Raw genomic sequence first — 17,574 nt, 5'->3', positions numbered from 1 at the left:
ACCTAGACGTGGATCGCCATGAGGAGGCCCGCGTCGTCGCGGGGCGGGTCGGCCGGCAGCGTCTCGGCCGTCCCCGCGGCGACCCGCCGCGCCGTCCAGACGAGCGCGGCCGCGTCGAGGTCGTCGTCGGGCGCGACGCCGGGAGGCGCCTGCGCGAGGGCGGCCACGAGCGCGTCGGTGCCGCAGCCGAGGACGCCGCCGAGGACCGCGAGGCGCTCGCCGACCCCGCGGGCCGAGCGCTTGCGGGCGAGGACCCGGCCGGCCGCGGCGGCGAGGCTCACCTCGGGGTGCGCCTCCACGAGGCGGGGCCCGTCGCCCGCCGCGGCCAGCGCCCGCGCGGTGCGGTCCCAGGCCCGCACGTGCGCCAGGAGGGCGTAGGCCTGCGCCGAGGGCCGGGCGCCGGGCTCGGCGAGCGCCACGACGCCGGCGTGGTCGAGCTGCTCGGCGGCCTCGACGAGCGGGCGCGGGGGCGTGCCGAAGACCCGGGAGGCGGAGCCGCCGGGGCCGCGCAGCCGCGCCCGGGCCAGGACGTCCGCCGCCCGCGGGCCCGACGGCGCCAGGCCGAGCGGCAGGTCGAGGCAGACCACGGAGGCGCCGGCGGCACGGGCCAGCGCCAGCACGTCCTCCGGCGTCCCGACGAGGTGCAGCTCGGGGGCGCGGGCGTCGGGCCGGTCGGCGCCCACCGCCACGGCCCACGAGCCCGCGCACCCGTCGACGCCCAGCACCACCGCCACGGCCGGGAGCCTCGCGCACCGCGGGCCGGCCTGCCCGTCGCGGCCGCACCGGCGGGGCGACGGGCCGTGTGCTGAGATCGGCCCCATGCGCGTCCACGTCGCCACCGACCACGCCGGCTTCGAGTTCGTGCGCGCGCTCGCGGCGCACCTGCGGGAGTCCGGTCACGAGGTCGTCGACCACGGCCCGTCCGCCTACGACGCGCAGGACGACTACCCGGCCTTCTGCATCGCGGCGGGCGAGGCGGTCGTCGCCGACCCGGGGAGCCTCGGCGTCGTCGTCGGGGGCTCGGGCAACGGCGAGCAGATCGCCGCCAACAAGGTCGTGGGCGTCCGCGCCGCGCTCGCCTGGAACCTCGACACCGCGCGGCTGGCGCGCCAGCACAACGACGCCAACGTCGTCGCCGTGGGTGCCCGCCAGCACTCCGTCGAGGAGGCCGTCGCCCTCGTCGAGGCCTTCCTCGCCGAGCCCTTCTCGGGCGACGAGCGCCACGCCCGGCGCATCGGCCAGGTCGCCGCCTACGAGACGTCCCGGGGCGCCGCCGCCGCGGGCGGGGACCCGGTCGCCTGAGGTGCCCGAGGGCCACAGCATCCGGCGGCTCGCCGACGTCTTCGTGCGCGACCTCGCCGGGCAGGAGCTCCGCGCGGGCAGCCCGCAGGGCCGCTTCGCCGAGGGCGCCGCGCTGGTCGACGGCACCGTCCTGCGGCGCGCCGAGGCCCACGGCAAGCAGATGTTCCTCGGCTTCGCCGGGGGCCGCTGGGTCCGCGTCCACCTGGGCCTCTACGGCAAGTGGGTCTTCGGCACGGGGGAGCCGCCCGAGCCGCGGGGCGCGATCCGCCTGCGGCTGCAGGGGCCCGGTGCCGACGGCGAGGGGGTCTGGGCCGACCTCCGCGGCCCCACCGCCTGCGAGGTCGTCACGACCGCCGAGAAGGAGGCCGTCCGCGCGCGCCTCGGGCCCGACCCGCTGCGCCGGGACGGCGACGGCGGGGTCTTCGCCGAGCGGGTCGCGCGCAGCCGGGTGGCCGTGGGGGCGCTCCTCATGGACCAGGCGGTCGTCGCGGGCGTCGGCAACGTCTACCGCGCCGAGGCCCTCTTCCGTGCCCGGACCGATCCCTACGCCCGCGGTGTGGACGTCGGCCACGAGCGGGCGCTGACGATGTGGGACGACCTCGTCGTCCTCCTCCACGACGGGGTGCGGCGCGGCTCCATCGTCACGACGGCGCCCGCCGACCGTCCCGAGGGGCACCGGCGCGGCCGGGTCCGCCGCGAGGACGCCCACTACGTCTACAAGCGGACCGGGCAGCCCTGCCGGTGGTGCGGCACACCGGTGCTCACGGCCGAGATGGTGGCGCGGAACCTCTACTGGTGCCCCGTGTGCCAGGCCGGCCTGCCCGAGGTGGGCACCCTCCCGCCCGCGCCCCCCGCCGCCTCGCGGCGGACCCGGACCGCGGCCACGTCTCGGCTGCCCCTGCTCACGGGCTGACGCGGCAGATCACCGTCGGTCACCGGCGGTGCGCGACGACGACGCGCCGGACGGACCGGTCGGGGCGCCCGCGGGCGGCCCCGGCGCCGGGTTACCCTCGCGCCGTGCCGACGGACAGCCGGCCGGGCACCGGTGCCCGGGCAGCAGCCCCCACCTGGGTCCCCTCTGCCGCGGGCGGGTGGATCGACGAGCGCCGCCGCCGGCTGACGTGGCTCCTGCAGCTGAGGTTGCTGCCGTCGCAGACCTTCCGGCTCGGCGTCGCGACGGCGATGGTCCTCGTGTGGGTCGTCGCCGCCCAGGCCGTCCCCACGCTCACGCCCGCCTCGGCGCTGGCCGTCGTCATCGTGCTGGGCGGCTACTTCCTGCGCCTGCGCCAGCTGACGATGCTGCTCTTCCTCGTCGCGACGGCCCTCGCCTACGTGGTGCCCCGCCGCAACGCCGAGGACGCCGCGTCGATCTCGCCCGCCGCCCTCCTCGTGCTCGCGGCCGTCGCGGGCGTCGTCGTGCTCATCGCCCGCAGCCGCGAGCGCCTCGGCGTCCACGGGGCCCAGGGCGAGTCGATGCTCGTCGAGCTCCGCGACCGCCTCCGGGCGCAGAGCCGGGTGACGGGGCTGCCCGAGCCGTGGCACCTCGAGCACGCCATCCGCTCCGCGTACGGCGACGGGTTCGCCGGGGACTTCGTCCTCGCCCGGAAGGTGGGGGAGGAGCGCCTCGACGTGCTCCTCGTCGACGTCTCCGGCAAGGGCACCGCCGCCGGCACCCGCGCCCTCCTGCTGTCGGGCGCCTACGGCGGGCTGGTCGGCGCCGTGCCGAGCGCGCAGCTGCTGCCGGCCGCCAACGACTACCTCCTCGAGCAGGGGTGGACCGAGGGCTTCGCCACGGCCGTCCACGTCACGCTCGACCTCCGCACCGGCGCCTTCGAGGCCTCGAGCGCCGGCCACCCGCCGCTCCTGCGCCACCGCGCGGGGCTCGGGTCGGACCGCTGGTCGGTCTCCGAGGAGGACGGCGGGCCGGCCCTGGGGCTCCTCCCCGACGTGGCCTTCCCCTCCTCGCGCGGGGTCCTCGAGCCCGGCGACGCGCTCCTGCTCTACACCGACGGCGTCGTCGAGGCGCCGGGCCGGGACCTGGCCACCGGCATCGACATGCTGTCGCGGGCCGCGTCGGAGCTCACGCAGGGGCCCGGCCTGCGCGGCAGCGCCCGTCGTCTCGTCGACGCCGTGGCTGCCGAGGACGACGACCGCTCCGTCGTCGTCCTCTGGCGCGCCGGCGTCGAGGGACGGCACGTGGCGCCCGGCGCCACCGCCGGGGCGTGAGCGCCACGGCCCTCACCCTGCGCGTCGCCGCCCGGGGCGGGGCGACGCCGGACCTCGCGTGGGAGCGGTACGCGCGGCCCGCGCTCTGGCCGACCTGGTCGCCGCAGATCACGGGCGTCGAGCTGCCGGACCGGCTGACGACCGGCGCCCGCGGCGTCGTCCACGGCGTCGGCGGGCTGCGCCTCGACGTCGTGGTCCTCGACGTCGACGAGGCGACGCGGACGTGGGCGTGGGAGGTGACGCTCGCGCGGCCCCGCGTGCCGGGGGTGCGGATGCGGCTGGACCACGCGGTCCTGCCCGGCCGGGCCGGGGGAGCGCGGACGACGCTGGCGCTGACCGGGCCGGCGCCGGTGGTGACGGCGTACGCCCCGGCGGCCTGGGTGGCGCTGCGTGGCCTCGTGCGGCCGTGAGCGTCCACGGCGTGGAGCGGGTGACGGGAATCGAACCCGCGTAGCCAGTTTGGAAGACTGGGGCTCTACCATTGAGCTACACCCGCAGCGACGGCGACGAGGCCGTGCGGGGTGCAGCCTAGCGACCTCCGCCCGCGGTCCCCGCCGCCCGTCCGCCTGCGGCACTAGGCTCGCCGCGACGTCGCGCGCGGACGTCGGGCACGACGGCACGGGGGCCGGTCCTCCGCGCCACGGGGTGTGGCGCAGCCTGGTAGCGCGTCCGCTTTGGGAGCGGAAGGCCCCCGGTTCGAATCCGGGTACCCCGACCGCTCTGCCGCCCCGCCCCTGCTGCGGGCCCGCGGGTGGGGGCACGGCGTCCCGCCCGGCTATCGTGGTGCGGCCCGTGCCCGTCCCGCCGTCCGAGGCGAGGAGCCCCGCCTGCCGGCGGGAGCAAGGGGCGCACGTCGAACCGCACCAGGAGCCCGCGCAGTGAAGAGCGCCGTCGAGACCCTCACGCCCACCCGGGTCAAGCTGTCCGTCGAGGTCACCCTCGAGGAGCTGAAGCCGAGCCTCGACAAGGCGTACCGGACCATCGGCCAGCAGGTCACGGTCCCGGGCTTCCGCCGCGGCAAGGTGCCGCCGCGCATCGTCGACCAGCGCGTCGGCCGCGCCGCCGTCCTCCAGGAGGCCGTCAACGAGGCGCTGCCCGAGTACTACGGCCGCGCCGCCCGCGAGCAGGAGCTCCGCGTCCTCGGCCAGCCCACGGTCGACGTCACCGAGGTGCCCGTCGACGGCAGCGGCCAGCTCGTCTTCACGGCCGAGGTGGACGTCCGCCCGACGATCGACCTCCCCGACTACGCGTCGATCGAGGTCTCCGTCGACGACCTCGCGCTCTCCGACGAGGCCGTCACCACCCGCCTCGACGCGCTCCGCGCGCGCTTCGGCACCCTCGCGCCCGTCGACCGCCCCGTGGCCGACGGCGACCTGCTCTCCGTCGACATCCGCGCCGAGATCGACGGCGAGGAGATCGACACCGCCGAGGGCGTCAGCTACCAGGTCGGCTCCGGCACGATGCTCGACGGCACCGACGAGGCCGTCACCGGCCTCTCGGTCGACGAGCAGGCCACCTTCACCGCGCCGCTCGCCGGCGGGGACCGCGCCGGGCAGGACGCGACCGTCACGGTCACCGTCCGCTCGGTCAAGGAGCGCCAGCTGCCCGAGGTCGACGACGACTTCGTCTCGATGGCCTCGCAGCACGACACCGTCGACGAGCTCATGGCCGACCTGCGCGAGCAGGCCCGCCAGGCCGCCGTCCTCGAGCAGGGCGTGCAGGCGCGCGACAAGGTCCTCGAGGTCCTCCGCGAGACCGTCGAGGTGCCCGTCCCCGAGGGCCTCGTCGAGCAGGAGGTGCACCGTCACCTCGAGAGCGAGGGCCGGCTCGAGGACGACACGCACCGCACCGAGGTGACCGAGGAGACCCGCCAGGCGCTGCGCACCCAGCTCCTCCTCGACGCCGTCGTGGAGAAGGAGGGCGTGCAGGTCTCCCAGGAGGAGCTCGTCGAGTACCTCGTCCAGGCCGCCCCGCAGGCCGGCATGGACCCGAGCGCCTTCGCCCAGGCCATCCAGGAGGCCGGCCAGGTCCCGGCCATGGTCTCCGAGGTCGCCCGCCGCAAGGCGCTCGCCGTCGTCCTCGAGGGCGCGACGATCACCGACGCGTCCGGCAACACGGTGGACCTCTCCGAGGAGGAGGGCGGCGAGGAGCCGGCCGCCGACGACGCCGAGGGCACGACCGCCGAGGCGCCCGCCGACGACGCCACGACCGACGCCGAGGCCCCCAAGGCCTGAGCACCCCGCCGCCGACGCGGCACGACGACGCCCCGGACCTCCCGCGCGGAGGCCGGGGCGTCGTCGTCCCCGGACCCGGCCCGCCGGGCGACGGCGGCCGCGGCGGGGCCGTCCGGGTGCCGTCCGCGGCCCGGGTGCGCCCACGGCGAACACCCCTCCGGCGCCGGAACGGGCGCCGGGGGCAGGGGGTTAGGGTCGGTGCCAGACCTCCTCGCAGCGCCGTCGGGCGGCTGCCGCACCGGGCCCGCGGGCCCACCACGCGGCCCCCGCCGGGCCGGCGGGCGGGCTGGTGCAGGACGCAAGCGACCACGGCGGGGCGCCGACCGGTGCACCCGCCCACGGCGAGGACGGAGCGAACAGCGTGGTGAGCACACCAGGCGGGACGGGCCACGGCACCGGTCCCGGCATCGGCCGGGGACCCGGCGGGAGCGTCGGCCTCGACGAGCACATCTACCAGCGGCTGCTGCGCGAGCGCATCATCTGGCTGGGCTCGGAGGTCCGGGACGACAACGCCAACGCCATCTGCGCGCAGATGCTGCTGCTGGCGGCGGAGGACCCCGACAAGGACATCCACCTCTACATCAACTCGCCGGGCGGCTCGGTGACGGCGGGCATGGCGATCTACGACACCATGCAGTTCGTCAAGCCCGACGTCGCCACGTACGGCATGGGCCTCGCGGCCTCGATGGGGCAGTTCCTGCTCTCCTCGGGCGCGAAGGGCAAGCGGTACGCGACCCCGCACGCGCGGATCATGATGCACCAGCCGTCGGGCGGCTTCGGCGGCACGGTGAGCGACATCCGCATCCAGGCGGAGCTCATCAACAACATGAAGCGGACGCTCAGCGAGATCACCGCGGAGCAGACCGGGAAGACGGTCGAGCAGATCAGCCTCGACAACGACCGGGACCGCTGGTTCACGGCCGCGGAGGCGCTCGAGTACGGCTTCATCGACCACGTCGAGGCCCACGCCGCGGACGTCCGCGGCGGCGGCGGCACGAGCTGAGGAGCCACCCGATGACCGACTTCGTCGACCACGGAGCCATGGCCCGTGCGGCCGGCGGCCGCGCCCCGCAGATGCCGGGCAGCCGCTACATCCTCCCGCAGTTCGAGGAGCGCACGGCCTACGGCTTCAAGCGGCAGGACCCCTACAACAAGCTCTTCGAGGACCGCGTCATCTTCCTCGGGGTGCAGGTGGACGACGCGTCCGCCGACGACGTGATGGCCCAGATCCTCGTCCTCGAGTCGATGGACCCGGACCGCGACATCACGATGTACATCAACTCGCCCGGCGGCTCCTTCACGGCGCTCACGGCGATCTACGACACGATGCAGTACGTCAAGCCGGACATCATGACCGTCTGCCTCGGGCAGGCGGCGTCGGCGGCGGCGGTGCTGCTCGCGGCGGGGGCCCCGGGCAAGCGCCTCGCGCTCCCCAACGCCCGCGTGCTCATCCACCAGCCGTCGCTGTCCAGCGGCGACTACGCGCAGGCCTCGGACATCGAGATCCACGCGGCCGAGGCGCTGCGGATGCGGAACTGGCTCGAGGAGACGACGGCCAAGCACAGCAACCGCACCGTGGACCAGGTCCGGCTCGACATCGAGCGGGACAAGATCCTCACGGCCGACCAGGCGCTCGAGTACGGCCTCGTCGACCAGATCCTGCCCAGCCGCAAGGGCCGGCTGCAGGTCTCGGCCTGACCCGTCCGCGGCCCCGGCGACGCCGGGGCCGCGGACGGCCCGCCGTCGGGCCCCGCGCACCCGCGCGGGGCCCGACGGCGCCACCCCGACCGGCGGTGTCGGCACGCGCCACGGTGCCGGGTGGTGTGTGATGGACCCGTGCCCGGCGCCCGCCGGGACCGAGCAGGGAGGAGCCGGACCGTGGCGCGCATCGGGGACGGCGGCGACCTGCTGAAGTGCTCCTTCTGCGGGAAGAGCCAGAAGCAGGTCAAGAAGCTCATCGCCGGGCCCGGCGTCTACATCTGCGACGAGTGCATCGACCTCTGCAACGAGATCATCGAGGAGGAGCTGGCCGAGGCCAGCGAGATGGGCCTGGGCGAGCTGCCCAAGCCGCGCGAGATCTACTCGTTCCTCGAGGAGTTCATCGTCGGGCAGGACGCCGCCAAGCGGGCCCTCGCCGTGGCGGTCTACAACCACTACAAGCGCGTGCAGGCCACGCCCGCCGCCGGCCCCCGTGACGAGACGGTCGAGCTGGCGAAGTCGAACATCCTCCTCATCGGCCCCACCGGCACCGGCAAGACGTACCTCGCGCAGACCCTCGCGCGGATGCTCAACGTGCCGTTCGCCATCGCCGACGCCACGGCCCTCACCGAGGCGGGCTACGTCGGCGAGGACGTCGAGAACATCCTCCTCAAGCTCATCCAGGCCGCCGACTACGACGTCAAGAAGGCCGAGCAGGGGATCATCTACATCGACGAGGTCGACAAGATCGCCCGCAAGAGCGAGAACCCGTCGATCACCCGCGACGTGTCCGGCGAGGGCGTGCAGCAGGCGCTGCTGAAGATCCTCGAGGGCACGACGGCGTCGGTGCCGCCGCAGGGCGGGCGCAAGCACCCGCACCAGGAGTTCATCCAGATCGACACGTCCAACGTGCTCTTCGTCGTGGGCGGCGCCTTCGCCGGCCTCGAGGAGATCATCTCGGCGCGCGTCGGCAAGGGCGGCGTCGGCTTCGGCGCCCAGCTGCACACGAAGAACGACGACGTCGACGTCTACGGGCAGGTCATGCCCGAGGACCTCACGAAGTTCGGCCTCATCCCCGAGTTCATCGGTCGCCTCCCCGTCATCACGACGGTCGCGAAGCTCGACGCCGACGCTCTCGTCCGGATCCTCACCGAGCCGCGCAACGCGCTCGTGCGCCAGTACCAGCGGATGTTCGAGATCGACGGCGTCGAGCTCGAGCTGACGCCGGACGCCACGCGCGCCGTCGCCGAGCAGGCCATCCTCCGCGGCACCGGCGCCCGTGGCCTCCGCGCCATCATGGAGGAGGTGCTGATGCCGGTCATGTTCGACATCCCCTCCCGCGAGGACGTCGCCCGCGTCGTCATCACCCGCGAGGTCGTGCTGGAGAACGTGCTGCCGACGCTCGTCCCCCGCGCCGCCGGCACGAGCGCCCCGCGCAAGCGGGAACGGCGCGAGAAGAGCGCCTGACCGACCGGGATCACCCCCGTCCGTACCGGTCATCTCGAGCAGCACGACCCGTCGGGCGCGCCCCAGGTAACGCCTGCGCCTCGTGCCCGCACCTCCCGGCGGGGACCGACCCACTCTGGGGAGCGTGCCGCACGGTCACCCACGGTCTGGGGAGCGTGGTGCACGGCTCGAACCCGTAGAGCCGTGCTCGACGCTCCCCGGTCGGCGCTCCCGCGTGCCGGACGTTCCCCGGTCGCATCCGGGGAGCGTGAGGCACGGTAGAGCGCCGTCCGGGGTGCACGGTGCACGGCTGCGAGCCTCGTCGTCGAGCACCGCGTCCCTCGGTCGGGCCTCGGCCGTGCACGGCGTTCCCGTGTCGGCCTCACGGACCGCCGGCACGCCTCGCCGCACTGATCCGCAGCACCTGTCGACGGCAGCCGTCGGGGTCGGTGCGCAGGCGGAGCGAGGTGAGGCGCACCGTCTGGATGCCCTGCTCGGCGAGCCCGGCGTCGCGCCGCACGTCCCGTTCGCGGTCGGCGACGCCGCCGTGCCATCGCCGTCCGTCCAGCTCGACGGCCAGGCGGGCCTCCTCGTCGTACAGGTCGAGCCGCACGGTCCGGCCGTCGAGGCGGACCGGTACCTGCCACCGCCACCCCTGGAAGGCAGAGCCGGTGAACACGCGCCGGTGCCCCCAGATCTCGAGCTCGCTCTCGCAGCCACCCGCGACGAGGTCGAGGAGGGCGAGCAGCTGCGCCCGTCCGGCCAGGCGGGGGTGGAGCAGCACCTCGTCACGCAGACGACCGGCCGTCGTCCGTCGTTCCCGGAGGGCCGTCAGCACCGCAGCACGTCGGTCCTCGTCGTCCAAGCAGGTCCACGCCTGGACGACGGCGCGCTCGAGGCCCACGACGGGCAGGCCTGCCCGACGGACGGGGACGGCCGGGCGTCGCGACCGGTTCAGCCGCACCCTGTCGCCGACGTCGGCCGAGCGACGGACCCGGTGGTCCACGAGGACGTCGACCACCGCGTCCTCGGGCACCGGCAGCCCCCAGAGCGCGAGTGCGGTGCCGTGGCTGAGCGCCGCCCCGTCGCCCGCCCAGGCCAGTGCCGCTCGTAGCCGGGTGTTCTCGTCCACCCTGCCGGGCGCGACGAAGGTGGACGGCAGGGCGCGGCGTACCCGCCCGGCGGCCAGGTCGCGGGCCAGCCGACCCCGGCCGACCGCCCCGAGCTGTTGCCGCGTCACCGCGCCCCCGTGCTGAACCGCGGCGTCCGCCGCCTCCCCGCTCACGGCGGGAGCGTGGCGCACCGGGTGGCACCGCGTCGGCTGCCCTGTGGACGGACGGAGCCGACCTCAGCCGGCGGCCACCGCCGCGCGGCGGCCGCGCTTCTGCGTGTACATGCGGCGGTCGGCCTCCTGGAGGAGGGCGTCGGCGTCGCCGCCCGGCACCTCGGCGGAGGCGACGACGCCCACGCTGGCGGAGACGGCCTGGAGGACGGCGTCGCGGCGGGCGTCGACGGTGGTCGACGTCGTCACGTCCGCCGGGAGGTCGAAGGGGACGGACAGCGCCGTCACGAGGCGGGAGCGGAGGGCCGCCGCGCAGGCGGCCTCGTCCTCGGCGTCGGCGGTCACCGCGAGGACGGCGAACTCGTCCCCGCCGAGGCGGGCGACGACGTCGTCCGCGCGCACCACCTCCCGCAGCCGCGCCGCGACCGCCACGAGGAGGGCGTCGCCGACGGCGTGCCCGCAGACGTCGTTGACCGCCTTGAAGCGGTCGAGGTCGCAGAAGGCGGCCACGAGCGGGGTGCGGGACGCCGTCGTCCGCTCGAGCGCCTCGGTGAAGGCGGCGCGGTTGGCGAGCCCGGTGAGGGGGTCGGTGTAGGCGAGCGTCGCGAGCGCCGACGCCTGCGCGCGGAGCTGCTGCGTGAGGCGGGCGTTGTCGACGACGACGAGCCACTGCCGCACGAGGACGAGGCCGCCGAGGCCGCCGAGCGCGACGACGGCGCCGGCGCTCACCTCACCACCGGCGGCGACGCCCGCGACGACGGCGAGGGCCAGGGCCAGCGGCAGGTAGGGGAGGAGCTGGAGGAGGAGCCCGCCGCGCAGGCGCCGCTCGGTGACGGCGCGGCCCGGACGGAGGAGGCACGCCGCGGTGACCGCGACGAGGGCGGCGGTCCACGTGGCGTCGAGCAGGCCCCCCGGGTCGTAGGCCCCGGTCGCACCGACGTACACGTACGTCGAGTCGGCGACGGCCATGAGGGCGGCCCCGACGGCCAGAGCCGCGACGGGGGCCGTGAGGCGGGTGCGGGCGACGAGGGTGATGGCCACGGTGAGGGCGACGGCGTCGGAGATCGGGTAGGCCGCCGCCAGCGCCAGCGCGGCGAAGGACTCCGCCTGCGCGACGAGGGCCTGCAGCACGAGCAGCCAGCTCACGACGGCGAGGGCGCCGGCCACGACGACGCCGTCGAGCATCGTGCGCACCCAGCTGCCCGCGTGCGTGCTGCCGCGGGCGAGCAGCAGGAGCGCGAGGGGCGCCAGCACGGCGTAGAGCAGGAAGCCGACCTCGGCGAGGGAGAAGGACGGGCCCGCGTCGCCCAGCACCACCTGGTGGTAGGCCCACACGGACTGCCCGCCGGCGAAGCCCGCCAGGGCCACCGACAGCAGGGCCCAGCCGGGCGTCCCGGCCTCGCGGCGCCGGTGGCCGGCCCGGGCGCGCAGGGTGCACACGACCGTCGCCGTGACGGCGACCGCGCACTGGGTCAGGTCGCCGACGGCGGTCGCGACGACGGGCGGGAGGCCGAGGACCCGGCGGACGGGCTCGCCGAGCAGGACGAGGACGACCGGCAGGGCCGCGAGCAGCCACGGCCACGCCGGACGGCGCCCCCGTCGGTCGCCGACGGGGGCGTCCGGGAGACGCCGCTGCGTCGGGATGCCCACGGGGTGCTCATCGGCGCCCCGGGCACCGACCGGAGGAGCGCTCACCCGCGCGGCCGGTCGCCCTCCCACGGACGTCCACCGAACGGCCCATCGCGTCGGCGGCGGGCGCCGACCCCGGCCTAGCCGGCGGGGGTCTCGGCCAGCTCGACCTCGTCGACGCCGAGGACGTCGCCGCCCTCCACGAGGACGAGGTCGGCGACGCGGCCGGCGCCCCGCAGGTCGTCGACCGCCGGGCGCACCAGGGCGACGTCGGCCGCCGGCGCCGTGACGACGGCCCGCAGGACGTCGGTGCGCTGCGACACCTTGGCCTGCGACTTCGCCTTGCGGACGCCCGCGAGGGCGGCACCGAGCAGCGGCAGGACGCGCGGGTCGGCGTCGGCGGCGAGCCCCCGGAGGGGTGCCGCCGTCGGCCACGCCGCCGCGTGGACGGAGGAGCCGTCGGCGTGCGACCACGACCAGACCTCCTCCGTCGCGAAGGGCAGCGCCGGGGCGAGCAGCCGCAGCAGGACGTCGAGCGCCGTCGACAGCGCGGCGCGGGCCGAGCGGGCTCCCGCGTCGGCGTCCTCGGCGCCGCCCGCGTACGCACGGTCCTTGACCAGCTCGAGGTAGTCGTCGCAGAAGCGCCAGAAGAAGGTCTCGGTGACTGCCAGCGCGCGCTGGTGGTCGTAGGCGTCGAAGGCCGCGGTGGCTTCGTCGACGACGTCGGCCAGCCCGGCGAGCAGCGCCCGGTCCAGCGGCAGCGTGACGTCCTCGGCCGGCGCCGAGCCGAAGCCGAGCACGAACTTGCTGGCGTTGAGCACCTTGATCGCCAGGCGGCGGCCGACCTTCATCTGCGCGACGTCGAAGGTGGCGTCCGTGCCGAGCCGCGCCGAGGCGGCCCAGTAGCGGACGGCGTCGCTGCCGTGCTGCTCGAGGAGGTCGAGCGGCGTGACGACGTTGCCCTTCGACTTGCTCATCTTCTTGCGGTCCGGGTCGAGGATCCAGCCGCTGATGGCGGCGTTGCGCCACGGCAGCGCGCCGGTCTGGTGCTCGGCGCGGACGACCGTCGAGAAGAGCCAGGTGCGGATGATGTCCTGGCCCTGCGGGCGCAGGTCGTACGGCGCGACGCGCGCCCACAGGTCGGCGTCGCCCCCGTGCTCGCCCCAGCCGCCGGCGACCTGCGGGCTCAGCGACGACGTCGCCCACGTGTCCATGACGTCGGGCTCGCCGACGAAGCCGCCGGGCACGCCGCGCTGGTCCGCGGAGTAGCCCGCCGGGACGTCGCTCGACGGGTCGACGGGGAGGTCCGCCACGGCGGGGGCGAGCGGCGCGTCGTAGCGGGGCTCGCCGTCGTCGCCCACCGGGTACCAGACCGGGATCGGCACGCCGTAGGAGCGCTGGCGGCTGACGAGCCAGTCGCCCGTGAGGCCGCCGACCCAGTTCTCGTAGCGGGCCCGCATGAAGGCCGGGTGGAAGTCGAGCTCGGCGCCGCGGTCGAGGAGGCGCTGCCGCAGGGCGTCGTCGCGGCCGCCGTTGCGGACGTACCACTGGCGGCTCGTGACGATCTCGAGGGGCTTGTCGCCCTTCTCGAAGAAGTTGGCCTTGCGCTGCGTGGCCACGGGCTCGCCGACGAGCTCGCCGCTCTCGCGCAGCGCGGCGACGACGGCCTCGCGCGCGGAGAAGGAGGTCTTGCCGGCGAGGCGGCCGTAGACCTCGCGGGCGGCGTCGCCCTCGAGCCACGACGGCGTCTCGCGGACGAGCCGGCCGTCGCGCCCGACGACCGGGCGGGTGGGCAGGTCGAGGTCGCGCCACCAGGTGACGTCGGTGAGGTCGCCGAACGTGCAGCACATCGCGATGCCGGCGCCCTTGTCGGGCTCGGCCGCGGGGTGGGCGAGGACGGGAATCTCCACGCCGAAGAGCGGCGACCGGACCGTCGTGCCGAAGAGCGGCTGGTAGCGCTCGTCGTCGGGGTGCGCGATGAGCGCGACGACGGCGGGGACGAGCTCGGGGCGCGTCGTCTCGATCTCGACGGCGCCCTCGCCGTCCGTGCGGGCGAAGGAGACGCGGTGGTAGGCGCCCGGGTAGTCGCGGGCCTCGAGCTCGGCCTGCGCGACGGCGGTCTGGAAGGTGACGTCCCACAGGCCCGGCGCCTGCGCCTGGTAGGCGAGGCCCTGCTCGAGCTCGGCCAGGAAGGCCTGCTGGGAGACGGCGCGGGAGCGCGCGTCGATGGTCTGGTACTGGTGCGACCAGTCGACGGACAGGCCGAGGCGGCGGAAGAGCGCCTCGAAGGCCTTCTCGTCCTCCTGCGTCAGCTCGACGCACAGCTCGGTGAAGGTGCGCCGCCCGACGGGCACCTGGTCCGCCGCCTTGACGCTCTTGCCCTCGGCGCCGCGCAGCGGCGGGACGAAGTCGGGGTCGTGGGGGAGCGACGGGTCGCAGCGGACGCCGAAGTAGTTCTGGACCCGGCGCTCGGTCGGCAGGCCGTTGTCGTCCCAGCCGATCGGGTAGAAGACCCGCTTGCCGCGCATGCGCTGGTAGCGCGCCACGAGGTCGGTGTGCGTGTAGGAGAAGACGTGGCCGACGTGGAGCGAGCCGGACGCCGTCGGCGGCGGGGTGTCGATCGAGTAGACGTCCTCGCGGACCGGGTCGCCCGAACGGTCGAAGCGGTAGGTGCCCCGCTCCTCCCACACCTGCGCCCAGCGGTCCTCGACGCCGTCGAGGGTGGGCTTGTCGGGGACCTGCGGCGTGCGTGCGTCGGACATGGTGCCGATCTTCCCAGAACCGCGGGGCGGTCCCGGACGTCCGGCCCGGCGCGGCCTCGCCGCCCGCGGTGGTCGTCACTACGGTCGGCGGACGGCCGGGCCGACGACGGGCCGGACGACGCGAGGACGCGGCGGCGCCGCGACGAGGAGGTCACGGTGAGCCAGACCGACCAGCAGGTGCCCACGACGATGCAGGCGGTCGTCTGCCACGGCCCGCAGGACTACCGGCTCGAGGAGGTCCCCGTCCCGACGCCGGGACCGGGCGAGGCGCTGGTCCGCGTGCAGGCCGTGGGCATCTGCGCCAGCGACCTCAAGTGCTACCACGGGGCCGCGAAGTTCTGGGGCGACGACGACCGCCCCGCCTGGGCGGAGACCGAGGTCGTGCCGGGCCACGAGTTCGTCGGCGAGGTCGTCGCCCTCGACGAGGAGGCCGCCGCGCGCTGGGGCGTCGCGGTGGGCGACCGCGTCGTCGCCGAGCAGATCGTCCCGTGCGGGGAGTGCCGCTACTGCCGCCGCGGGCAGTACCACATGTGCGCGCCGCACGACATCTTCGGCTTCAAGCGCGCGACGCCGGGCGCGATGGCCGAGTACATGGTCTTCCCGGCGGGGGCGCGGGTGCACACGGTCGACCCGTCGATCCCGGCGCAGCACGCCGCCTTCGCCGAGCCGCTGGCGTGCTCGCTGCACGCCGTCGAGCGGGCGGGGATCCAGTTCGGCGACGTCGTCGTCGTCGCCGGCTGCGGGCCCATCGGCCTCGGCATGGTCGCGGGCGCGAAGGCCAAGGGGCCGGCCGTCGTCGTGGCGCTCGACGCCGTCCCGGCCAAGCTCGAGCTGGCCCGGCGGTGCGGGGCGGACGTCGTCGTCGACATCACCACGGAGGACGTGGGCGAGGTGGTCCGCGGCCTCACCGAGGGCTACGGCGCCGACGTCTACATCGAGGGCACGGGCCACCCCTCGGCCGTCGGCCAGGGCCTGGCGCTGCTGCGCAAGTGCGGCACCTTCGTCGAGTACTCGGTCTTCAAGGAGCCCGTCTCGGTCGACTGGTCCGTCATCAGCGACGACAAGGAGCTCGACGTCCTCGGCGCCCACCTCGGCCCGTACACGTGGCCGGCCGCCATCGCGATGATCGAGTCCGGCGTGCTGCCGATGGACGACATCTGCAGCCACCAGCTGCCCATCTCCCGCTTCCAGGAGGGCCTGGACCTCGTGGCCGACTCGTCGCGCTCGGTCAAGGTCTCGCTGCTGCCGGGGTGAGCGGCGAGTGCCGCGAAGTGGTGGTCGTGGCCGGGCTGGGACCACCACTTCGCGGCACTCGAGGTGCGCTTCGTGGCACTCGAGGCATCAGCAGGTTGGGTAGAGCTCCTGTCCCGACGCGACCCAGGCCGCCAGTGTCGGGACGACCGTGGGCATGCCCAGGCCCAGCGTCACCTGCGACCTCGGCCCTGCGTAAAGGTCGTCCATCCCGACGACGAGACCGTCGGCGGTGATGTAGGGCGCTCCGCTGGCGCCGCCCTCCGTCTGCGCGTCGCTCTGGACCATCCCCGTCCTGATCCGTCCGGCGCCGAGGTGGTAGTCGATGCCGACGGCGGAGATGACCCCCACTTGCAAGCTCTTGCCCGTCGACGGTTGCTGGTCCTCGTCGTAAAGGTCGTACGGATCGTCCTCGGTGTCGATGGAGGCGAAGCCGATGACTGCGTGCTCCGTGCCCACGGCGGGGAAGGTGGGCGACAGGTCGAGCACCCGGTCGGGGTACGACGCGTCGATGCGGAGGAGTGCCAGGTCCTTCGAACGGTCGATGCCCACCAGCGTCGTCTCGACCTCGGCGCTGTCGACCTCCACGGTGCTACGAGCGTCGCCGTCGACCACGTGAGCATCAGTCGCCAGCAGGGACGGGCCGACGAAGAAGGCCGTGCCGTGGCCGGTGAAGAGGCCGCTGCACGAGTAGCGACGGACCTGAACCACAGAGTCCTGGTACTGGTCGTAGACAGCCCTCCAGTCGGTGTCGCTGTCCACCTCGACCTTCTGCACCACCTCGCGGGTGACGGTGGGGGCGGGCTCCGGCGCGGTGGTGACCGTTACGAAGGGAGCCGGTGTGGCTGCGAAATCGTTGGTCCGTGTCGGCGTGGGGACCGGCGCAGCGGCGGTGGGCGCGACCGTCGGCGTCGCGGCCACGGCCTGCGGCTCCTCGACCACCGCGCTCCGCGACCTCGCCGTCGGCGTCGCCCACACCTGCTCGGTGCTCGCCTCGGCCAGCTGCCCCGGGCCGTCGACGCCGACGGCGCGCACCTGGACGTACACGCGGTCGCCGGGGCGCACGCCGGCGAGCCGGTGCGACGTCGTGCCGGCGTCGAGGGGCACGACGGCGGCGTCGTCGACGTAGAGCTCGTAGCCCGTGAGGTCCATCGAGGTCGCGGTGGGGGGAGCGGCCCACGTGGCGACGAGGGCGTCGCCCTCCGTCGTCACCGCGAGGTCGGCGGGGGCGGCATGTCGGGCCGAGACGGCGGCGACGGGCACGACCTCGGACGGCGCCGAGCAGGCGACGAGCGCGGGCAGCGTGACGAGCGCCGCCAGCAGCGCGGTCGTCCGCCGCCCGCCGGCGGGACGGCGGCTGGGCATGGTGAACATCGGTGTCTCCCCCGTGGTCTGGGACGGGGCCTCCCCGGGCGCCGCCCCCACTGCCATCGGCAGCCGGTGCCCCGGCGACACGTCCCGGGTCCGCTGTGACCCGGATGCCCGCACCCGTCCGGCGGAGACCGCGCCGTTCTCCCTCGGCCCTCGCCGGGAACGGCGATGGCGCCCCACGCCGCCCGGCGCGTAACCTGGCGCGCACAGGCACCGACCCGGCCATCACCGGCGAGCCTCCGGAAGAACAGGTCGCCCCGGCGGCCCCAGTAGACCCGGACGGGACCAGCCCGTCAGCGCTGGACGAAGGAGCGGCCGTGGTGCCCGTGAGGGCGTCCGCGGCAAGCGAGGTGGTACCGCGGGTGCCCGGCCG

General features: G+C 75.4%; 14 protein-coding genes and 2 tRNA genes. 10 read left to right on the top strand and 6 right to left on the bottom strand.

All coding sequences use genetic code 11. From position 1 onward, the window contains the following. Positions 1-2: 2 nt before the first annotated feature. Positions 3-734 carry a DUF429 domain-containing protein gene (locus EDC03_RS02450; RefSeq protein ID WP_158674172.1) on the bottom strand — a complete coding sequence of 244 codons (732 nt, stop codon included), beginning with the start codon at positions 732-734 and terminating at the stop codon, positions 3-5. An 85-nt stretch (positions 735-819) separates the two neighbouring features. Here EDC03_RS02450 and EDC03_RS02445 point away from each other — a divergent pair, with 85 nt between their 5' ends. The 4 genes from EDC03_RS02445 to EDC03_RS02430 all read left to right on the top strand — a co-directional run bounded on the left by EDC03_RS02445 (position 820) and on the right by EDC03_RS02430 (position 3,938). Continuing rightward, positions 820-1,302, top strand: a complete 483-nt coding sequence (locus EDC03_RS02445) for a ribose-5-phosphate isomerase (RefSeq protein WP_123378557.1) — start codon at positions 820-822, stop codon at positions 1,300-1,302. Between the two features lies 1 nt (position 1,303). After that, complete coding sequence (locus EDC03_RS02440) at positions 1,304-2,215, top strand: Fpg/Nei family DNA glycosylase (RefSeq protein WP_123378556.1); 912 nt, start codon at positions 1,304-1,306, stop codon at positions 2,213-2,215. Between the two features lie 104 nt (positions 2,216-2,319). Then, the gene (locus EDC03_RS02435; protein ID WP_148057988.1) at positions 2,320-3,528 is read left to right on the top strand and encodes a PP2C family protein-serine/threonine phosphatase; all 1,209 of its coding nucleotides are present in this window, start codon (positions 2,320-2,322) and stop codon (positions 3,526-3,528) included. After that, positions 3,525-3,938: an SRPBCC family protein gene (locus EDC03_RS02430; RefSeq protein WP_241966984.1), complete on the top strand. Its 414-nt coding sequence runs from the start codon at positions 3,525-3,527 to the stop codon at positions 3,936-3,938. Before EDC03_RS02435 ends, EDC03_RS02430 begins: the two co-directional genes overlap by 4 nt. Positions 3,939-3,950: 12 nt before the next feature. Here the strand turns inward: EDC03_RS02430 and EDC03_RS02425 are convergent. Beyond that, positions 3,951-4,024 (bottom strand) — tRNA-Gly (locus EDC03_RS02425). Between the two features lie 145 nt (positions 4,025-4,169). On the opposite strand from EDC03_RS02425, the gene EDC03_RS02420 reads away from it, so the two are divergent. From EDC03_RS02420 to clpX, 5 genes are all read left to right on the top strand, one after another. Continuing rightward, positions 4,170-4,243 (top strand) — tRNA-Pro (locus EDC03_RS02420). A gap of 163 nt (positions 4,244-4,406) precedes the next feature. Continuing rightward, the gene (gene tig / locus EDC03_RS02415; RefSeq protein ID WP_158674171.1) at positions 4,407-5,762 is read left to right on the top strand and encodes a trigger factor; all 1,356 of its coding nucleotides are present in this window, start codon (positions 4,407-4,409) and stop codon (positions 5,760-5,762) included. A 406-nt stretch (positions 5,763-6,168) separates the two neighbouring features. Beyond that, entirely contained in the window at positions 6,169-6,765 is a 597-nt protein-coding gene (locus tag EDC03_RS02410; protein ID WP_123378792.1) for an ATP-dependent Clp protease proteolytic subunit, read from the top strand. 11 nt (positions 6,766-6,776) lie between these two features. Further along, a complete protein-coding gene (locus tag EDC03_RS02405; protein ID WP_199719859.1) occupies positions 6,777-7,460 on the top strand; it encodes an ATP-dependent Clp protease proteolytic subunit in 684 nt (227 codons plus the stop codon). Positions 7,461-7,640: 180 nt separating this feature from the next. Continuing rightward, entirely contained in the window at positions 7,641-8,927 is a 1,287-nt protein-coding gene (gene clpX / locus EDC03_RS02400) for an ATP-dependent Clp protease ATP-binding subunit ClpX (protein ID WP_123378553.1), read from the top strand. A 361-nt stretch (positions 8,928-9,288) separates the two neighbouring features. Here clpX and EDC03_RS02395 read toward each other — a convergent pair whose 3' ends face one another. The 3 genes from EDC03_RS02395 to valS form a co-directional block, all read right to left on the bottom strand. After that, positions 9,289-10,191 (bottom strand): DUF559 domain-containing protein, encoded by a 903-nt coding sequence (locus EDC03_RS02395; RefSeq protein ID WP_148057987.1) that lies wholly within the window; start codon positions 10,189-10,191, stop codon positions 9,289-9,291. 63 nt (positions 10,192-10,254) lie between these two features. After that, positions 10,255-11,838: a sensor domain-containing diguanylate cyclase gene (locus tag EDC03_RS02390; RefSeq protein ID WP_123378551.1), complete on the bottom strand. Its 1,584-nt coding sequence runs from the start codon at positions 11,836-11,838 to the stop codon at positions 10,255-10,257. A gap of 119 nt (positions 11,839-11,957) precedes the next feature. After that, positions 11,958-14,579, bottom strand: a complete 2,622-nt coding sequence (gene valS / locus EDC03_RS02385; RefSeq protein ID WP_123378550.1) for a valine--tRNA ligase — start codon at positions 14,577-14,579, stop codon at positions 11,958-11,960. 189 nt (positions 14,580-14,768) lie between these two features. Here valS and EDC03_RS02380 point away from each other — a divergent pair, with 189 nt between their 5' ends. Next, positions 14,769-15,833 carry an alcohol dehydrogenase catalytic domain-containing protein gene (locus tag EDC03_RS02380; protein WP_123378790.1) on the top strand — a complete coding sequence of 355 codons (1,065 nt, stop codon included), beginning with the start codon at positions 14,769-14,771 and terminating at the stop codon, positions 15,831-15,833. An 87-nt stretch (positions 15,834-15,920) separates the two neighbouring features. Here the strand turns inward: EDC03_RS02380 and EDC03_RS02375 are convergent, their stop codons facing one another. Continuing rightward, the gene (locus EDC03_RS02375; protein ID WP_148057986.1) at positions 15,921-17,204 is read right to left on the bottom strand and encodes a S1 family peptidase; all 1,284 of its coding nucleotides are present in this window, start codon (positions 17,202-17,204) and stop codon (positions 15,921-15,923) included. Between the last annotated feature and the right edge of the window lie 370 nt (positions 17,205-17,574).

Source organism: Pseudokineococcus lusitanus, assembly GCF_003751265.1.
In the GTDB taxonomy this organism is placed as follows: domain Bacteria; phylum Actinomycetota; class Actinomycetes; order Actinomycetales; family Quadrisphaeraceae; genus Pseudokineococcus; species Pseudokineococcus lusitanus.
Note: the sequence above shows the minus strand (reverse complement) of the source record. Positions and strands in the feature narration are given on the sequence as shown.